At 55.2% G+C, this 17,797-nt stretch carries 14 protein-coding genes; 9 read left to right on the top strand and 5 right to left on the bottom strand.

Features of this window, described 5'->3' with window-relative positions; translation table 11 throughout:
- Positions 1-82: 82 nt before the first annotated feature.
- The 5 genes from mnmE to rpmH all read right to left on the bottom strand — a co-directional run bounded on the left by mnmE (position 83) and on the right by rpmH (position 4,000).
- Positions 83-1,453 (bottom strand): tRNA uridine-5-carboxymethylaminomethyl(34) synthesis GTPase MnmE, encoded by a 1,371-nt coding sequence (mnmE, locus tag CYD26_RS15740; protein ID WP_065759565.1) that lies wholly within the window; start codon positions 1,451-1,453, stop codon positions 83-85.
- 83 nt (positions 1,454-1,536) lie between these two features.
- Complete coding sequence (gene yidC / locus CYD26_RS15745) at positions 1,537-3,210, bottom strand: membrane protein insertase YidC (RefSeq protein WP_065759564.1); 1,674 nt, start codon at positions 3,208-3,210, stop codon at positions 1,537-1,539.
- Between the two features lie 2 nt (positions 3,211-3,212).
- Positions 3,213-3,458 (bottom strand): membrane protein insertion efficiency factor YidD, encoded by a 246-nt coding sequence (gene yidD, locus CYD26_RS15750; RefSeq protein ID WP_099776493.1) that lies wholly within the window; start codon positions 3,456-3,458, stop codon positions 3,213-3,215.
- A complete protein-coding gene (gene rnpA, locus CYD26_RS15755; protein WP_065759563.1) occupies positions 3,451-3,852 on the bottom strand; it encodes a ribonuclease P protein component in 402 nt (133 codons plus the stop codon). Before rnpA ends, yidD begins: the two co-directional genes overlap by 8 nt.
- Before the next feature lie 13 nt (positions 3,853-3,865).
- On the bottom strand, positions 3,866-4,000 hold the full coding sequence (gene rpmH, locus CYD26_RS15760; protein WP_002551315.1) for a 50S ribosomal protein L34: 135 nt from the start codon (positions 3,998-4,000) through the stop codon (positions 3,866-3,868).
- Between the two features lie 582 nt (positions 4,001-4,582).
- Between rpmH and dnaA the strand changes: the two genes are divergently transcribed.
- The 9 genes from dnaA to CYD26_RS15805 all read left to right on the top strand — a co-directional run bounded on the left by dnaA (position 4,583) and on the right by CYD26_RS15805 (position 17,557).
- Entirely contained in the window at positions 4,583-6,088 is a 1,506-nt protein-coding gene (gene dnaA, locus CYD26_RS15765; RefSeq protein WP_065759562.1) for a chromosomal replication initiator protein DnaA, read from the top strand.
- A 40-nt stretch (positions 6,089-6,128) separates the two neighbouring features.
- Positions 6,129-7,232: a DNA polymerase III subunit beta gene (gene dnaN, locus CYD26_RS15770; protein WP_065759561.1), complete on the top strand. Its 1,104-nt coding sequence runs from the start codon at positions 6,129-6,131 to the stop codon at positions 7,230-7,232.
- A 20-nt stretch (positions 7,233-7,252) separates the two neighbouring features.
- Positions 7,253-8,356, top strand: coding sequence for a DNA replication/repair protein RecF (recF, locus tag CYD26_RS15775; protein ID WP_065759560.1), 1,104 nt, complete (start codon positions 7,253-7,255; stop codon positions 8,354-8,356).
- Between the two features lie 4 nt (positions 8,357-8,360).
- Positions 8,361-10,778, top strand: coding sequence for a DNA topoisomerase (ATP-hydrolyzing) subunit B (gyrB, locus tag CYD26_RS15780; RefSeq protein ID WP_065759559.1), 2,418 nt, complete (start codon positions 8,361-8,363; stop codon positions 10,776-10,778).
- An 837-nt stretch (positions 10,779-11,615) separates the two neighbouring features.
- Positions 11,616-12,254 (top strand): TnsA endonuclease N-terminal domain-containing protein, encoded by a 639-nt coding sequence (locus CYD26_RS15785; RefSeq protein ID WP_011953077.1) that lies wholly within the window; start codon positions 11,616-11,618, stop codon positions 12,252-12,254.
- On the top strand, positions 12,235-14,193 hold the full coding sequence (locus CYD26_RS15790; protein ID WP_011953078.1) for a DDE-type integrase/transposase/recombinase: 1,959 nt from the start codon (positions 12,235-12,237) through the stop codon (positions 14,191-14,193). The genes CYD26_RS15785 and CYD26_RS15790 overlap by 20 nt, the downstream gene beginning before the upstream one ends.
- On the top strand, positions 14,190-15,149 hold the full coding sequence (locus CYD26_RS15795) for a TniB family NTP-binding protein (RefSeq protein WP_010951429.1): 960 nt from the start codon (positions 14,190-14,192) through the stop codon (positions 15,147-15,149). The genes CYD26_RS15790 and CYD26_RS15795 overlap by 4 nt, the downstream gene beginning before the upstream one ends.
- A gap of 75 nt (positions 15,150-15,224) precedes the next feature.
- Positions 15,225-17,141 carry a TniQ family protein gene (locus tag CYD26_RS15800; protein WP_010951430.1) on the top strand — a complete coding sequence of 639 codons (1,917 nt, stop codon included), beginning with the start codon at positions 15,225-15,227 and terminating at the stop codon, positions 17,139-17,141.
- A 56-nt stretch (positions 17,142-17,197) separates the two neighbouring features.
- The gene (locus CYD26_RS15805) at positions 17,198-17,557 is read left to right on the top strand and encodes a histone-like nucleoid-structuring protein, MvaT/MvaU family (RefSeq protein WP_010951431.1); all 360 of its coding nucleotides are present in this window, start codon (positions 17,198-17,200) and stop codon (positions 17,555-17,557) included.
- The last annotated feature ends 240 nt before the right edge of the window (positions 17,558-17,797 follow it).

A 17,797-nucleotide genomic window follows, 5' to 3' on the forward strand; every position in this document is an offset into this window, starting at 1 on the left:
GAATGCATTCGTGTCGGGAGAGAAAGGCGGGAGATGACGCGCAGCAGTCGGCTCGAAACTGAGCCGACTGTGGATAAGGTGCTTACTTGCCGATGCAGAAGCTGGAGAAGATTCGGCCCAACAAGTCGTCGGAGCTGAATGCACCGGTGATTTCACCAAGAGCTTGTTGTGCCTGACGCAGGTCTTCAGCCAAAAGCTCACCAGCGCCAGCCAGGGTCAACTGTGCACGACCGTGTTCAAGGTTGTCGCTGGCCTGGCGGAGCGCTTCCAGGTGGCGCCTGCGAGCGCTGAAGCTGCTCTCGGCGGTCTGTTCATAACCCATGCAGGCCTTGAGGTGTTCGCGCAGTAGATCAAGCCCCATGTCCGTATCCTTGGCACTCAAGGTAATGGTGACATGGCCATCATCGCTGTGCGTCATGGTGATCGGCTCACCACTGAGGTCTGCTTTGTTGCGAATCAGGGTGACCTTGGCGGGATCCGGGCGCAGATCAAGGAACTCTGGCCAGAGCGCAAAGGGATCGCTGGCTTCAGGTGCGGTGCTATCCACCACCAGCAATACCCGGTCGGCCTCGCCAATGGCTTTCAGTGCGCGTTCTACACCAATCTTTTCCACATGGTCGTCGGTGTCACGCAAACCGGCGGTATCGATGACATGCAGCGGCATGCCATCGATGTGGATATGTTCACGAAGAATGTCCCGGGTAGTACCGGCAATATCAGTGACGATGGCTGCCTCGCGACCGGCGAGCACGTTCAACAGGCTGGATTTGCCGGCGTTGGGGCGCCCGGCAATAACCACGTTCATGCCATCGCGCAGCAAGGCCCCCTGCCCGGCTTCGCGCAGTACTGTGGATAATTCCGCACGTACCTGATCAAGCATGCTCAAGACATGGCCATCGGCAAGGAAGTCGATTTCCTCTTCAGGGAAGTCGATGGCTGCTTCCACGTAGATGCGCAGGTTGATCAACCTCTCGGTGAGTTTATCCACACGTCGGGAAAACTCACCCTGCAACGAACGCAAGGCGTTACGTGCCGCTTGTGCAGAACTGGCCTCGATTAGATCGGCAATTGCTTCAGCCTGCGCCAGGTCAAGCTTGTCGTTGAGAAAAGCACGCTCGCTGAATTCACCAGGGCGAGCAAGTCGGCAGCCCAACTGCAGGCAACGCTGCAAGAGCATATCCAGCACCACCGGGCCACCGTGCCCCTGGAGTTCGAGTACGTCTTCACCGGTAAACGAATTCGGTCCAGGGAAGTACAACGCCAGCCCTTCGTCGATGACCTGGCCATCGTCGCCGCGAAACGGCCCGTAATGCGCGTAGCGTGGGGTTAGTGTCCGGCCAGCGATCAACAACCCGGCTTGGCTCGCCAAGGGGCCGGAGATACGCACAATCCCTACCCCTCCGCGCCCTTGGGCGGTGGCGATGGCAGCGATGGTTTCACGCGGAGTATTCATGATCGACGGCCTCACGACAAAAACGACAGATAGCAAAACGCCCCACGAGGGGGCGTTTATCCACAGGTTAGCTGGCTAACCCGTTATGCAGCAGCTTTCTTGCTAGCCGCTTCGATGCTACGGGTGATGTACCACTGCTGAGTGATGGACAGCACGTTGTTCACAACCCAGTACAGCACCAGACCTGCAGGGAACCACAGGAAGAAGAAGGTGAAGATGATTGGCATCAGCTTCATCACCTTGGCCTGCATCGGATCCGGAGGTGTTGGGTTCAGACGCTGCTGAATGAACATGGTCGCGCCCATGATGATCGGCAGGATGAAGAACGGATCCTTGATCGACAGGTCGGTAATCCAGAACATCCAAGGTGCCTGGCGCATTTCCACGCTTTCCAGCAACACCCAGTACAGCGAAAGGAAGACTGGCATCTGCACCAAGATCGGCAGGCAGCCGCCCAGTGGGTTGATCTTCTCTTTCTTGTACAGCTCCATCATGGCCTGCGACATTTTCTGCCGGTCATCGCCAAATTGTTCTTTCAGCGAAGCAAGCTTGGGTGCCACGGCACGCATGCGCGCCATCGAACGATAGCTGGCAGCCGACAGCGGGAAGAACAGTGCCTTGATCAGCATGGTCAGGACAATGATCGACCAGCCCCAGTTACCCAGGAGGCTGTGGATATGTTGCAGCAGCCAGAAAATTGGCTGGGCAATGAACCAGAGAATGCCGTAGTCGACGGTCAGTTCAAGGCCTGGGGACAACTCCTTGAGCTTGGACTGAATTTTCGGACCGGCATACAGCATGGTGCTGGTTTCGGCTTTACCACCTGCAGCGACTTCCAGTGTCGGGCCAGTGAAACCGATGATGTAGTTGCCTTGGCTGTCCTTGCGCGTCTGAACGATGTTGTTGTCAGACTTGTTCGGAATCCAGGCCGTCACGAAGTAGTGCTGCAGCCAGGCTACCCAACCACCAGACACATTTTCTTTCAGATTGCCCTTGTCAATGTCTTTCATCGACACTTTTTTGTACGGTTCTGCACTTGTCCACAGGGCTGCACCCAGGTAAGTGGCAGTACCGGTGGCAGTGCTCGATGACGGATCCGAGCTGGCATCGCGCTTGAGCTGGGCAAACAGGTTGCCGCTCCAGGCCTGACCGCTCTGGTTGTCGATCAGGTAGCTGACCGTCAGGTCGTACTCACCGCGCTTGAGTGTAAAGCGCTTGATGTAGTTGACGCCGTTGTCGCTGAACTTCAGGTCGACGACCAGTTGATCCTGACCATCGGCCAGTTGATAACTTTTCTGTTCGGTAGCGTACAGCGGGCGACCAGATGGACGAGCATCCGGGCCGTTGGTACCGGTCAGACCGCTCTGTGCCAGGTAAACACGCTCGCCGCCGTTGTCGAACAGCTGGAACGGAATATCGGGATGGTCCTGACGGCGCGGGTATTTCGGCAGCATCAGCTGCGCGATATCACCGCCATTGGGATCGATAGCCAGATCAAGAACATCGGTCTTGACCCGAATCAGGTCTTTGCTGATGGCAACCGGGGCCAGTTCGGTCGAATTCGACTCGGGGTTGGCGCTCGGAACATCGGCACTGGCGGAATTGCTTGCGGCCCGCGCGGTGTCCGGCAACGCCGGCGCGGTGGCGGCGTTCTGGGTCGGCAAGGCTGCCTGTCCGTAGTCCTGGTTCCACTTAAGAACCATGACATAAGACACGATTGCCAGGGCGACGATCAGGATCGTGCGTTTAATATCCATGATTACTCGGCTATCGAAGAAGTACGGGAAGAAGAAGCGGGCGGAACCGGGTCGTATCCACCAGGGTTCCACGGATGGCAACGCCCCAGTCGACGAACGGTCAGCCAACTGCCACGCAGAAGACCATGAGACTCAATGGCTTCGAGTGCGTAGCAGGAGCAGGAGGGGTAGAAACGACAGTGATTGGCCATCAGAGGACTAATGGCGTAACGGTAAAACTGGATCGGAACGAGTGCCAGTTTACGCATCTGGACTGTCTACCCCTACGGATTCGGTTGGCGCTGGAGCGGGCCGATTACGCGCAAGACGCTTCCAGAGCTTGCCAAAATGTTGGTGCAATTCTGGGTTTTCGATCTCGCCCAGGCCTTTGCGCGCAACGATAACGATATCCCAACCTGCCAATAGATCTTGGTGAAGGCGGAATGAGTCGCGCATCAATCGCTTGAGTCGATTTCGCTGAACGGAGAGCTTGACGCTCTTTTTCCCGATCACAAGCCCCAAGCGGGGATGATCCAGACCGTTCTCGCGGGCAAGGAGCAAAAGATTCTTGCCTGGAACCTTGCCGGTTGGGGAGTCGAAGACCGCTTTGAAATGTCGGGGGGTCAGCAGACGCTTTTCCCGACTGAAGTCCTGACTCACCACCTGTGCCGAATGATCAAACGGCCAGACGCTTACGGCCTTTGGCACGACGACGCGACAGAACGGCACGACCGTTCTTGGTGGCCATACGGGCACGGAAACCGTGAGTGCGAGCGCGCTTGATGGTGCTTGGTTGGAAAGTACGTTTCATGGCGTGTTACCTGGTTCGTCGACTACGGGCCGGAATGGCCCCCGTTTTAAGAGATCGGCGATTCTAGAGAAAGCAAGGCCATAGGTCAATTTCCAACCAGCTTTTCCTTATAGGTGGTCACGTGGGTGGGGGTTGGGTGTGAACGTGTCGAGGTACAGCGTTCAGACCTAAACATAAAAAAAGAGAGAGGAATTATTTAAAGCTTTTCTGTAAATCTTATAAAGCTTATGTAGAAGAATTCTGTGGATAAGGTTCTACAGGCCTTTATTTTCATGGCGTACAGAGAATTTAAACCTTGTCGGGAAGCGGTGCTCTGGCTGTGCCGAACGCTCGGAAAATCTGTGGATAAAAAAGCGAGTTATCAACACGCGAGTTATCAACAGATTTCGACCCGGACTTGTGCAAAGACCTCAGGCGCGGTTATCCACAGGGCTTATTCACACCCCTCCGGCATCATTTTGTTCACTAAGTCGCTGATCTATCACCACGCTCATCGCATCGGCATGTGGATAACTGCGCGGCCGGTCGGGTACAATGGCTGCTTGTTTTTGCCTCACCGGCTTTCAAACTCAGGGGATATCCGTGTCAGTGGAACTTTGGCAGCAGTGCGTAGAGCTTCTGCGCGATGAACTGCCTGCCCAGCAATTCAACACCTGGATCCGTCCGCTACAGGTCGAAGCCGAAGGCGACGAGTTGCGCGTGTATGCGCCCAACCGTTTCGTTCTCGATTGGGTCAATGAGAAGTACCTTGGGCGTCTGCTCGAACTGCTAGGCGAACAGGGCAACGGCATTGCGCCAGCGCTTTCCTTATTAATAGGCAGCAGACGCAGCTCTGCGCCTCGCGCTGCGCCCAATGCGCCGCTGGCGGCCGCTGTTGCCGCTTCCCAGGCGCAAGCCGCTCAAGTCGCCCCGCCGGTCGTTGAACCGATCGCTGCGCCAGTTGTGGCTCAAATCGAGGATGCGCCTTCACGCGATAGCTTCGATGCCATGGGGGAAAACAACGCCCCCCCTGCTTCTGGCGGCCGGGCCGAACAACGAACCGTGCAGGTTGAAGGTGCGTTGAAACACACCAGCTACCTGAACCGTACCTTTACCTTCGAGAACTTTGTCGAAGGTAAATCCAACCAGTTGGCCCGTGCGGCTGCCTGGCAAGTGGCCGACAACCCGAAACATGGCTATAACCCCCTCTTCCTTTATGGGGGTGTTGGCCTGGGTAAAACGCACTTGATGCATGCTGTGGGTAACCACCTGCTCAAGAAAAATCCGAATGCCAAGGTTGTCTACCTGCATTCCGAGCGTTTTGTTGCGGATATGGTGAAGGCACTGCAGCTCAATGCCATCAACGAATTCAAGCGTTTCTACCGTTCGGTCGATGCGCTGCTGATCGATGACATTCAGTTCTTTGCCCGTAAAGAGCGTTCGCAGGAAGAGTTTTTCCACACCTTCAACGCCTTGCTTGAGGGCGGTCAGCAGGTCATTCTCACCAGTGACCGTTACCCGAAGGAAATCGAAGGCCTGGAAGAACGCCTGAAGTCTCGTTTCGGTTGGGGATTGACGGTTGCCGTCGAGCCACCGGAGCTGGAGACGCGGGTGGCGATCCTGATGAAGAAGGCCGATCAGGCCAAGGTCGATCTCCCGCACGATGCGGCGTTCTTTATCGCTCAGCGTATTCGTTCCAACGTCCGTGAACTTGAAGGTGCGCTCAAGCGGGTCATTGCCCACTCGCACTTCATGGGGCGTGACATCACCATTGAACTGATTCGGGAGTCGCTCAAGGATCTTCTGGCGCTGCAGGACAAACTGGTGAGTGTGGATAACATCCAGCGCACCGTTGCCGAGTATTACAAGATCAAGATCTCCGATCTGTTGTCCAAGCGGCGTTCCCGCTCGGTCGCGCGACCACGACAAGTAGCGATGGCGTTGTCCAAGGAACTGACCAACCACAGCTTGCCTGAAATTGGCGACGTATTTGGCGGTCGTGACCACACCACAGTGTTGCACGCGTGCCGCAAGATTAACGAACTCAAGGAATCCGACGCGGATATCCGCGAGGACTACAAGAACCTGCTGCGGACGCTGACAACGTGATGACTGTCAGTGCAGCTTATTAAAGGCAAGGGACTAGACCATGCATTTCACCATTCAACGCGAAGCCCTGTTGAAACCCCTGCAACTGGTCGCAGGCGTCGTCGAGCGCCGTCAGACCTTGCCGGTATTGTCCAACGTGCTGCTGGTTGTCCAAGGCCAACAACTGTCGCTTACCGGTACCGACCTGGAAGTGGAACTGGTTGGCCGTGTGCAATTGGAAGAGCCTGCCGAACCAGGCGAGATCACGGTACCTGCGCGCAAGCTGATGGACATCTGCAAAAGCCTGCCGAGCGATGCGCTGATCGACATCAAGGTCGATGAGCAAAAGCTGCTGGTCAAGGCGGGTCGCAGCCGCTTCACCCTGTCGACCCTGCCTGCCAACGATTTCCCGACAGTCGAGGAAGGCCCGGGTTCGCTGACCTGCACCCTGGAGCAAAGCAAGCTGCGCCGATTGATCGAGCGCACCAGCTTTGCCATGGCGCAACAGGATGTTCGTTACTACCTCAACGGTATGCTGCTGGAAGTATCCACAGGCACACTGCGAGCCGTTGCTACCGATGGCCATCGCCTGGCAATGTGCTCGATGAGCGCAAACATCGATCAAGCGGATCGTCATCAGGTGATCGTGCCACGCAAGGGCATTCTTGAGCTGGCGCGTCTGCTGACCGAGCCTGAAGGTACTGTCAGCATTGTGCTTGGCCAACACCATATCCGTGCAACCACTGGCGAGTTCACGTTCACCTCGAAGCTGGTCGATGGCAAGTTCCCGGACTACGAGCGCGTGCTGCCCAAGGGCGGCGACAAGCTGGTAGTGGGCGACCGTCAGGCACTGCGTGAGGCATTCAGCCGTACCGCAATTCTGTCCAACGAAAAGTACCGTGGTATTCGTCTGCAACTGGCCAATGCCCAGCTGAAGATTCAGGCGAACAACCCGGAGCAGGAAGAAGCGGAAGAGGAAATCAGCGTCGACTACAACGGCAGCTCGTTGGAAATCGGTTTCAACGTCAGCTACCTGTTGGACGTACTGGGTGTCATGACCACCGAGCAGGTTCGTCTGATTCTGTCTGACTCCAACAGCAGTGCCCTGCTGCAGGAAGCAGGCAATGACGATTCCGCATACGTCGTCATGCCGATGCGTCTGTAACCTTGTCTCGCATAGTCTAGATGTCCCTCAGTCGCGTTTCTGTCACCGCGGTGCGTAACCTGCACCCGGTGACATTCTCCCCCTCCCCCCGCATCAACATTCTGCATGGCGCCAACGGCAGCGGAAAAACCAGCGTTCTTGAAGCGATCCATTTGTTGGGTCTTGCCCGCTCCTTCCGCAGCACACGTTTGAACCCGGTTATTCAGTATGAACAGTTGGCCTGTACCGTGTTCGGTCAGGTTGAATTGGCCGAGGGTGGTTCAAGTAACCTGGGTATTTCCCGGGATCGCCAAGGGGAGTTCACTATTCGTATCGACGGGCAGAATGCCCGTAGCACGGCTCAATTGGCTGAAATTCTGCCGTTGCAATTGATCAATCCGGACAGCTTTCGCCTCCTTGAGGGCGCTCCGAAAATCCGCCGGCAGTTTCTCGATTGGGGGGTGTTCCACGTGGAACCTCGCTTCATGGGAACCTGGCAGCGACTGCAGAAGGCCCTTCGGCAGCGGAACTCATGGTTGCGGCATGGTACACTTGATCCGGTTTCGCAAGCGGCATGGGACCGGGAATTGTGCCTGGCCAGTGCGGAATTGGATGAATACCGCCGTACTTACATCAAAGCCTTGAAGCCGGTTTTCGAGCAAACCTTGAGTGAGTTGGTCGAGCTTGAAGGATTGACCCTCAGCTATTACCGCGGTTGGGACAAGGATCGGGAGCTTAGTGAAGTTCTCGCCAGCTCCCTGCAGCGGGATCAGCAAATGGGCCACACCCAGGCCGGGCCGCAACGTGCGGATCTGCGCTTGAGGCTAGGCGGGCATAACGCCGCGGAGATTCTCTCCCGGGGCCAGCAAAAGCTAGTGGTGTGCGCATTACGTATCGCCCAAGGCCATCTGGTCAGCCAGGCTCGGCGAGGTCAGTGTATTTATCTGGTGGATGACTTGCCGTCCGAGTTGGATGAGCAGCACCGCCACGCACTTTGTCGTTTGTTGGAAGAATTACGCTGCCAGGTATTTATCACCTGTGTAGATCACGAATTATTGAGGGAAGGCTGGCAGACGGAAACGCCAGTTGCCTTGTTCCACGTGGAACAGGGCCGTATCACCCAGACCCACGACCATCGGGAGTGAAGGCATGAGCGAAAATCAAACGTACGACTCCTCCAGCATTAAAGTGCTGAAAGGGCTGGATGCCGTGCGCAAGCGTCCCGGTATGTACATTGGCGACACCGATGATGGTAGCGGCCTGCACCACATGGTGTTCGAGGTGGTCGATAACTCGATCGACGAAGCCCTCGCTGGCCACTGTGACGACATCACCGTAATCATTCACCCGGACGAGTCCATCACCGTCCGCGACAACGGCCGTGGTATCCCGGTCGATGTGCATAAAGAAGAAGGCGTCTCCGCCGCAGAGGTCATCATGACCGTTCTGCACGCTGGCGGTAAATTCGACGACAACTCCTATAAAGTCTCCGGTGGTCTGCACGGTGTGGGTGTTTCTGTAGTAAACGCCCTTTCTGAGCAACTGGTATTGACCGTTCGCCGCAGCGGCAAGATCTGGGAACAGATCTACGTTCACGGTGTTCCACAGGCACCGATGAAAATCGTTGGTGAAAGTGAAACGACTGGTACCCAGATCCACTTCAAGCCATCGGCTGAGACCTTCAAGAATATCCACTTCAGCTGGGACATCCTGGCCAAGCGTATTCGCGAACTGTCGTTCCTCAACTCGGGCGTCGGCATCCTGCTGAAGGATGAGCGCTCCGGTAAGGACGAACACTTCAAGTACGAAGGTGGTCTGCGCGCATTCGTTGAGTACCTGAACACCAACAAGACGCCGGTCAACCAGGTGTTCCACTTCAATGTCCAGCGTGAAGACGGTGTGGGTGTCGAGATTGCCCTGCAGTGGAACGACAGCTTCAACGAGAACCTGTTGTGCTTTACCAACAACATTCCACAGCGTGATGGCGGTACTCACCTGGTTGGTTTCCGCTCGGCGCTGACCCGTAACCTGAACAACTACATCGAGCAGGAAGGTCTGGCCAAGAAGAACAAGGTCTCGACCACTGGCGACGACGCCCGTGAAGGTCTGACCGCGATCATCTCGGTCAAGGTTCCAGATCCGAAGTTCAGTTCCCAGACCAAAGACAAACTGGTTTCTTCTGAAGTGAAGACGGCAGTGGAACAGGAGATGGGCAAGTACTTCTCCGACTTCCTGCTGGAGAACCCGAACGAAGCCAAGGCCGTTGTTGGCAAGATGATCGACGCGGCGCGTGCTCGTGAAGCAGCGCGCAAGGCTCGGGAAATGACCCGCCGCAAAGGTGCGCTGGATATCGCCGGCCTGCCGGGCAAACTGGCTGACTGCCAGGAGAAGGACCCTGCCCTTTCCGAACTGTACCTGGTGGAGGGTGACTCCGCAGGTGGTTCGGCCAAGCAAGGCCGTAACCGCAAGACCCAGGCAATCCTGCCGCTCAAAGGTAAGATCCTCAACGTCGAGAAAGCACGTTTCGACAAGATGATCTCTTCCCAGGAAGTCGGCACGCTGATCACCGCGTTGGGTTGTGGTATCGGGCGCGACGAGTACAACATCGAAAAACTGCGTTATCACAACATCATCATCATGACCGATGCTGACGTTGACGGTTCGCACATTCGTACCCTGCTGCTGACCTTCTTCTTCCGTCAGTTGCCGGAACTGGTTGAGCGCGGCTATATCTACATTGCCCAGCCACCGCTGTACAAGGTGAAGAAAGGCAAGCAGGAGCAGTACATCAAGGACGACGAGGCCATGGAAGAGTACATGACCCAGTCGGCCCTTGAAGACGCAAGCCTGCACCTGAACGACTCGGCCCCGGGGATTTCCGGTGAGGCGCTGGAGCGTCTGGTCAACGAGTTCCGCACCGTGATGAAGACCCTCAAGCGTCTGTCGCGCCTGTACCCACAGGAGCTGACCGAGCACTTCATCTACCTGCCGGCGGTATCGCTTGAACAACTGTCTGACCATGCCGGGATGCAAGCCTGGCTGGCCAAGTTCGACGAGCGCCTGCGCACCAGCGAGAAGTCCGGCCTGGTCTACAAGGCCAGCCTGCGTGAAGACCGCGAGCGTAATGTCTGGCTGCCAGAAGTGGAAATCACCTCTCACGGCTTGGCCAGCTACGTGACCTTCAACCGTGACTTCTTTGGCAGTAACGACTACCGGACCGTTACCGCTCTGGGTTCGCAGTTGGTCACTCTGCTGGACGACGGCGCCTATGTTCAACGTGGCGAGCGCAAGAAGGCCGTCACCGAGTTCAAGGAAGCCCTTGACTGGCTGATGACTGAAAGCACCAAGCGCCACACCATCCAGCGCTACAAAGGGCTGGGTGAGATGAACCCGGACCAACTGTGGGAAACCACCATGGACCCAAGCGTGCGTCGCATGCTCAGGGTGACCATTGAAGACGCGATCGCTGCCGATCAGATCTTCAACACCTTGATGGGCGATGCGGTCGAGCCGCGTCGTGAGTTCATCGAGAGCAACGCACTGGCAGTGTCCAACCTGGACTTCTGATTAGCTTGTAGGTTCACAGAAAAGCTGCACGCTTTCACAAATAGATGACCGGCCGGGCTTCAACCATGGCCCCTGTCGGTCACCATCAAGCCCGCCTTCGCGGGCTTTTTTTTGCCTGGAATTCCTGCCGGGGCGCCCTACTCCGCTCATTGGAAAATGATGCAGATGGGGGGATTTGAGGAAGTGATTTGATGGGGCGCTGGAAGTGCTGAGAGGGTCGGCGGGCGGATCTGAGCAGCAGAGAGATTGAGAGGACTTTAAAACTAATATTTGAACACCTTAATAGTTAATTAAGCGTACGTGTTAAGTATTAATTTGAACAATTTAGTATGGAAATGGAATTTGGTGGAAGTTGCCATTTTGGATTTTTTGTAGATTTCGAAGGGATGTTGGAATAAGATCTATGACCAACTTTTCCGCTTTGCACTGAAGATTTTCAGCCAAATCAGCTGTTTGAAGCGAGAGCTTCAGACCTGATCCAAATTGCTCCAGCGATCACGAAGTGGCCGTTTAGAAATAAAGAGAGCAAGCCGATTGCTTTAGATTCTGATCAGTCATGAGAGTCATGACCAATGAGAGAAAAGGAGACCTGAAAATGTAGAAAAACGCGATCAATCCCGAGAGGACTGACCGCGCTTAGCGAAGCAGACTTGCGTCCTCAGAACCCGCAATGTCTGCTTTTTCGAAGCGACTGTCAATCCTCTCCCATTTTTTCGACCTTAGCGAGGTTACTCGACGGCACAGTGTTGCCTGTCGAAAGGCCTCACTTCGCCCGCCCTGCGCCTTGATTTTTTGGCGCAGCGTCGGCGCTCGTTTCGAGATTTTCGGAGGTGTTTCATGACAGTACGAAAGGTGGTCACGCGGCGGTCCAACCATTACCGCGGCTACTTCCCATCGCTCAAAAATAAAAAGCCTGTGCCCTGGGAGTCCCAGCTCGAAGGCGCTCTTTTTCGGCTTCTTGAGCTGTCTCCTGCGGTCATCGGCTACGTCCCGCAGCCCAGTGAGGAACGTGTTCCATCGCTCCAGGGCTACTTCAAATATTACCCAGACGTACAGGTTTTCCTCGCGGATGGGCGCGAGTGGTGGTTTGAAGTGAAGCCTCACGACCGACTGAAGATTGCCAGCGTCAGGCAGCGACTGGATGCCGCTGAGCGCTACTTCAACGCCACTGCCCGTAACTTTTCGGTGATCACTGAAAAGTTAATTGAAGCTGAACCCCTGGCTACCAATCTTAGAAGGCTGATGTATCACCGGCGCGGTCCAGAGCTTTCGCATCAGGCGTTGGAGGAGGTAATGGCGACCTTCAACGAATGGCCGCCTATGACCGTTGCAGATCTGCTCTACGTGGTTGGTGAGGGGAAAGCCTGGCGCTTGTTAGGCCTTGGGGTGGTGGGCATTGACCTTGATAGGTCAATTGACACTGACTCCCCGGTCTTCCTGCAAGGGGGGCACCGTCATGCAAACCTTTTCCCTTAGGGTGAAATTGGTCGTCATCGTTCGTGGCGTACTGATGGTGCTTGAGAAGAGGCTTATTGACCGGAAGCTGCTCTTTTTCGATGAGCTTGGTGAGCCCACGAAGCTATCCGAGAAGGAGTTCTATGAGGCCTACGAGAAGCGCGAGATCGAGATCTCCGCTGATCAGCCATACCTTGGGAGGGTTCCGTATGTGCGGAACGTCCCTCCAGATATTTCATGCTTCCCCAAAAAACATGGAGATGAGGCATTGCGTCGACGCAAGTATCTGGACGACCTAACTAAGCGCGGTAAATACAAGCTACCGGGTGACGAAGACATGATCAAGAAGCTTAGAGATATCGCCAAAAAGATTGGGGATGCGTGCGCACCCTCGGTTTCCACTATTCGACGTTGGGCAGCCAAATACATTGGCCAGAACGTAGTAAAGCTTATCCCTCAGCATGCCAAAAAGGGTCGGGCTGCCGCGATACAGGGAGAGCTCGAAGTTATTCTTGAAGGGGTGATTAATAAAACCTACCTGCAGGATACGATTCCAGCGGTCAGCGTGGTCGTTTCAGAATTCGAGGATCAGATAAAAGAGAGGAACAAAAGTCGTTTGCCTTCGGATCAGCTCAAGATCCCAAGCGGAATGACTGTCCGAAGGTACATCGCCAAGCTGGATCCGTACCTTGTGGATAAGGAGAGGCTCGGAAAACACGCAGCAGACAAGAAGCACCGTGTTGCGGCGGGTGTCCTACGTGTCCATGAGATTTTGGAACGTTGGGAAATTGATCACACCTTGTTGGACGTCCAGCTTGTGGATGAAACCTCGGGGCTGTGCATTGGGCGCCCCTATCTGACGATCGTCCTCGACCGCTTCTCTCGAATGGTGATGGGATATTTGCTCCACCTGTCGGCGCCAAATACGGAAACCGTGCTTCGTGTGATCGAACGCTCAATCCGTCCAAAAGCCGAATTGCTGAAGCGCTTTCCGAAAGTGAGAAATGAATGGTGGGCACGTGGGCTGCCGGCTCGAATAGTCCCAGACAACGCAGCGGAATTTCACGCGGGCGATCTCATCATGGGATTCAACGAGTTGGGTATCGAGATCATGTATCCCGCTTCAAGGGCCCCTCAAAGGAAAGGTGCCGTCGAACGCTTTTTCAGCACACAGAACCTGGGGCTTATCCACAACCTCCCGGGTACCACCTTCTCGAATATCCAGCAGCGTGGCGATTACGACTCGGAGAAGAATGCATGTTTCACGCTCCCTCAATTGGAGGCGGTGGTAGTGAAATGGATCGTCGATGGTTACCACCAGACTCCTCATCGGGGGCTGGACAACAGAACACCGGCTCAAGTCTGGGGGACTAGCGAGGCGAACCATGTCATCAGCCTTCCCGTCGACCTGGACTCGTTGGAGTGCATTCTGGCCAAGCGGGCCTCGGTGAAGGTTCACCATTACGGCATCGAGGTTGCCAAAGTGGGCTACCACTCTACGGAACTTGCTGAGCTCCGTATGCGTTTGGCAGACGGAGAAAAGGTAAACGTCCGCTATCGAGACGAAGCCGGGCACGTTTGGGTTCACGACCGCTTCAGAAACTTGTTCTTCAAAGTGCCCGCCAAAGATGAGCGAATGGCCGGTAAGAGCAGGGAGGTGTGGAAGGCTGCCGAGAAAGCGCTGCGAGAAAAATATAATGAGCAGCCTAGCTTCGAGGCTACGCACAGGTGCTACCAGGAAATTATGGAAGATGCAGACGAGGCCCGCCGTTCGCAGACGCTCAGAAAACGACGCGCAGCTGCCATAGCGAAAATCGACAAGGAGGGTCGAGTGACCGAAAGCACGCCTCCACCCAAGGTACTCGCTGAAGTGGAATGGACCGGTGACTCTATTCCTAACATTCCGCCAGCAGCCTTCAAGGTCTCGGTTCGTCGCCCTGCTGGGAGTTCTAAGCCATGAACGCCATCAATCTGTACGAATGCTACGAGCATGGTGAATACAGCTTTACGCTCCGCGATCGTTTTATTCACAGCCCTCAAGTCGAGCGAGCGTTGACGCGACTAGGCGATATCCACGGCGATAGTCGGCGTACCAGAGCAAGTAAAGGGTTGCTGATCCAAGGTCCAAGCGGAGTGGGCAAGAGCACATTGGTCAAGGAGTACATTCGGTCATTGGAGGAATTGGAGAGCCATGACCCACAGAAGCGGACAGTTCTGTTCGTCGAGATGCCTTCGTCTCCAACCAAAAAGAACCTGGCAGCAGCCATTTTGGCAGAGCTGAAGGATCCCTTCGCAGAGGCACGAGGACATTCGGCAGAGGTTAAATTTGCGCGAGTAGTCCTGCTGCTGAAGAACCTTGGCGTGGAGATGTTGGTCCTCGATGAGGCGCAGCACCTGGTCGATTATCGTCGTAATGGTGCGTATGAGGCAGCAGACTGGATCAAGAGTCTGATGAATGAAACCAGTATCGCGTTTGTTCTGATTGGGCTGAAGCGCACCGAAAATCTCCTGCTAGCAAACGAGCAACTGCGACGCAGGTTTTCGGCCACGGTGGCATACGATCGCTTCACCTTCTCCGCTAATACGTCTCTTCATTTCGTGATGTTGTTGCAGGCAATCGAGGGCGAACTGCCTGTTCAAACCATCAGTTTTGTAGAGCCAGCGATGATTAAACGCTTCTACCTGGCTTCCTATGGATTGATCGACTACCTCATCAAGATTGTGGACAGGGCTGTTTGGCTGGTTCAAGTCCAGGACCTTGTCGGGATTGAACTTCCTGTGCTGGCCCAGGCTTTTGAAGACGAGGTTTGGAGCTACGCCACCGAGGATCGAAACCCCTTCAGTGCGAGCTTCAATTTCCAGCCTCTGTTCGGGAAGCGGGAGCCGTTTGAGACGTTCGAAGAGAGCAGTACCTGACGGCCAAGGGCCGGGCTTATCGGCCCGGCTCTACTCCCCTGATTTTTATGTCTTCGATTTCATGGATGTGTAGGAATGTTTGGTCTTTTAATCAACCCACGACCACACCAAGACGAAAGTCTTTTGGGGTACCTGCAGCGCCTGGCGAAAGCCAACGGATTACCCAGAAAGGAACTGCTCACCGCCTTTGCACGAGCCGACGAGACCGATGTTGCGGACTGGCTGCAGATGATGGAAGGACCACTGAGCTGGCCTGCGGTATCTGCTGAGTTTCGTGATCCAAGGCCCAAGGGGGTCAAGTTATGGACGACTCATCACGCTCGTTACTGTCCGATCTGTTTGGGCGAAGCCGGTTATTGGAGAGAAAGCTGGGGCTTGACCCTGGTTACGACGTGTTCTGTCCACGGCACTGAACTCCACGGGCGGTGCCCCAACTGTCTGAAGGAAACCGATCCAAGCGCAATGAGTGCGAATAGTTGCCAAGCGTGTGGCACCTCATTGAGTGGGACCAATTTTGAGATCGCGCCGGCGAGTGATACGGCCGCCTGGCTCACCTCTGGCTTTGAAGATAGGTTTTACGCCGACTCGTTGCCAGCTGACGCGGGATTGGCGGCCCTCACCTACGAACAGTTTCACGAGTTGTCATCGCGTCTCGCTGTCAGAAGTTTGCCTACGGAAAGAACCCAGCCGCTGAAGGTTGCTGATTCGGGTTCGCTAGAGATATCGCGGCTTATGGCAAACGCGGCGGGCGTGGTTCTCATGAACTGGCCTCTCGCATTCAGAGAACTGCTGAGTGGCCTCAAGGCAGTCCATTCCGATAACGAACATTGGACGCTCAGCAGATCGTTCGGCCCGATATACCACGACATCCACCGTGATCTGGATGACTCTTGTTTTGACTTTCTTCGTCGAGAGTTCGAATCATTTCTGCAGCATGCGTGGGAAGCACCGTTAGCGAAGCGAAATCGCAATTTGAGTGAGGAGACGATTGAGAGACATCGTTGGGTGTCGTTCGATTCTGCTGCTGAAGCTTGTGGTCTCGGGGTATCAGTCATAAAACGCCTTCATCAGGAGGGACAAATCGCCTATCGGGAGAAGGTCCATGAAGATCGAGTCTTTACGGTCGTGGACCTGGATCATTTGAAGGCAATCTCGCAGCATCTCCAGGGCGTGGCTGATATGAAAGAAACCTCGACTTTGCTAAGCCTCTGTCGCAATCGGGTTAGGCAGCTGCTAGCTGGTGGTACCCTCCAGTTCTTTGGTGGAGAACCGCGCCCAGGCGAAAGGTGGCTGATTGACTGCCGCTCGATCAACGAATTGATTGATGAGAAGCTGCCTACCAGCTCTGACCAGAGCCTGGTGTCGATCAACTACTTGGCCAAGCATTCTCTGCCCAAGGGGGGTGGGTTGGTCGAGTTGGTTCAGGCAATACGTGCAGGTGAACTTCGCGCTTACGGCCCAGCTGAGAATGGCTCGGTTGCGGTAGGGGCGTGGTTACTCAAGCCGCAAGATTTTGCAGCGTGGCAACAAGCCCGAGCTGAGAACAAGAGTCCGGTCTTTCCCGGCCTGTCGGTAGTCAAGGCTGCTGCGCTGTTAGGCGTCAAAGAACAATGCGCATACGCGTTCGTTCGACTGGGTCTGCTATGGAGCACTGCTGTCGAACGAGGCCGGCGTACGCAATTGATGGTTAAGCCTCAAGCCATCGACAGATTCAGGCGTGGCTATATCTTGGGACCGGAGATTGCGGTGTATTTGGGGAAGTCGACCAGGGAGGCGTTCAAGCACCTTTGGGAGGCCAGGTTTCGCCCCGTTGCGGGGCCATCCATTCCAAACGCGGCTTGCCGGCAGTACGTTTGGGTAAGAAGCAAAAAGCTGATCGATTACCTCGCAAGTGAAGCCGCCCAGATCGACGATCCTGAAGCCATCACGTTTTTATCCACACCGATCGCTCAGCCTCGTGATTGCCGATTCAGGCATGTGGGATCAAGATAGTTAGCACGCTTTCTTTCTTGATTGCTAAAATCATCGAACCCATTTTGGAGAATCTTATGTCCCGTCTCGCTGAATTCCGCCTGCTCGAACAACAGCTCGCAGCCCAACTGGCGGAGCTGGAAGCGCTGAAAAATGACTCTGCCCTGAAGCAGGAAATGGAATTTGAAACGAAGCTGCGCAGTTTGCTCAACGAGTATGGCTACGGCCTGCGCCAAGTGGTGCTGATCCTCGATCCGCAAGCGGTGGCTTCCACTGATATGGCCCCAAAAACCTCTCGGAAACCACGCGAAGTGAAGGTCTACAAGAATCCACACAGCGGAGAGGTTGTTGAGACCAAGGGTGGTAATCAGCGTACGCTTAAGGCCTGGAAAAACGAGTATGGCGCTGAGGTAGTCGAGTCTTGGCTCGCCAATTGATTGCACTGCAGGCGGCTTCTGGCACGAGATGAATCGTGGTGCGCCCCGAATGCAAATTCCCATTCTGGGGCGTGACGAAATTTTCTGCGGGTGGTGGATTTAGAGAATTAAAACTGTCGCTAGAGGGTCCCGTCTTTCGCGGCCTGCAGCCATTTGGAGAGGAAACGCAAAACTGTCGCAATCACCCAAAACGCCGGTTCAGACTGATTCGCTAGAGAATTAAAACTGTCGCAGCCTGAA

It is taken from the genome of Pseudomonas sp. FFUP_PS_473 (assembly GCF_002858665.1).
Classification (GTDB): domain Bacteria; phylum Pseudomonadota; class Gammaproteobacteria; order Pseudomonadales; family Pseudomonadaceae; genus Aquipseudomonas; species Aquipseudomonas defluvii.

What these genes read in the sequence shown, in the direction of transcription:
- mnmE (WP_065759565.1), bottom strand. Translation starts at nt 1,453, where the DNA reads ATGAATACTCCGCGTGAAACCATCGCTGCCATCGCCACCGCCCAAGGG.
- yidC (WP_065759564.1), bottom strand. Translation starts at nt 3,210, where the DNA reads ATGGATATTAAACGCACGATCCTGATCGTCGCCCTGGCAATCGTGTCT.
- yidD (WP_099776493.1), bottom strand. Translation starts at nt 3,458, where the DNA reads ATGCGTAAACTGGCACTCGTTCCGATCCAGTTTTACCGTTACGCCATT.
- rpmH (WP_002551315.1), bottom strand. Translation starts at nt 4,000, where the DNA reads ATGAAACGTACTTTCCAACCAAGCACCATCAAGCGCGCTCGCACTCAC.
- dnaN (WP_065759561.1), top strand. Translation starts at nt 6,129, where the DNA reads ATGCATTTCACCATTCAACGCGAAGCCCTGTTGAAACCCCTGCAACTG.
- recF (WP_065759560.1), top strand. Translation starts at nt 7,253, where the DNA reads ATGTCCCTCAGTCGCGTTTCTGTCACCGCGGTGCGTAACCTGCACCCG.
- gyrB (WP_065759559.1), top strand. Translation starts at nt 8,361, where the DNA reads ATGAGCGAAAATCAAACGTACGACTCCTCCAGCATTAAAGTGCTGAAA.
- CYD26_RS15785 (WP_011953077.1), top strand. Translation starts at nt 11,616, where the DNA reads ATGACAGTACGAAAGGTGGTCACGCGGCGGTCCAACCATTACCGCGGC.
- CYD26_RS15790 (WP_011953078.1), top strand. Translation starts at nt 12,235, where the DNA reads ATGCAAACCTTTTCCCTTAGGGTGAAATTGGTCGTCATCGTTCGTGGC.
- CYD26_RS15795 (WP_010951429.1), top strand. Translation starts at nt 14,190, where the DNA reads ATGAACGCCATCAATCTGTACGAATGCTACGAGCATGGTGAATACAGC.
- CYD26_RS15800 (WP_010951430.1), top strand. Translation starts at nt 15,225, where the DNA reads ATGTTTGGTCTTTTAATCAACCCACGACCACACCAAGACGAAAGTCTT.
- CYD26_RS15805 (WP_010951431.1), top strand. Translation starts at nt 17,198, where the DNA reads ATGTCCCGTCTCGCTGAATTCCGCCTGCTCGAACAACAGCTCGCAGCC.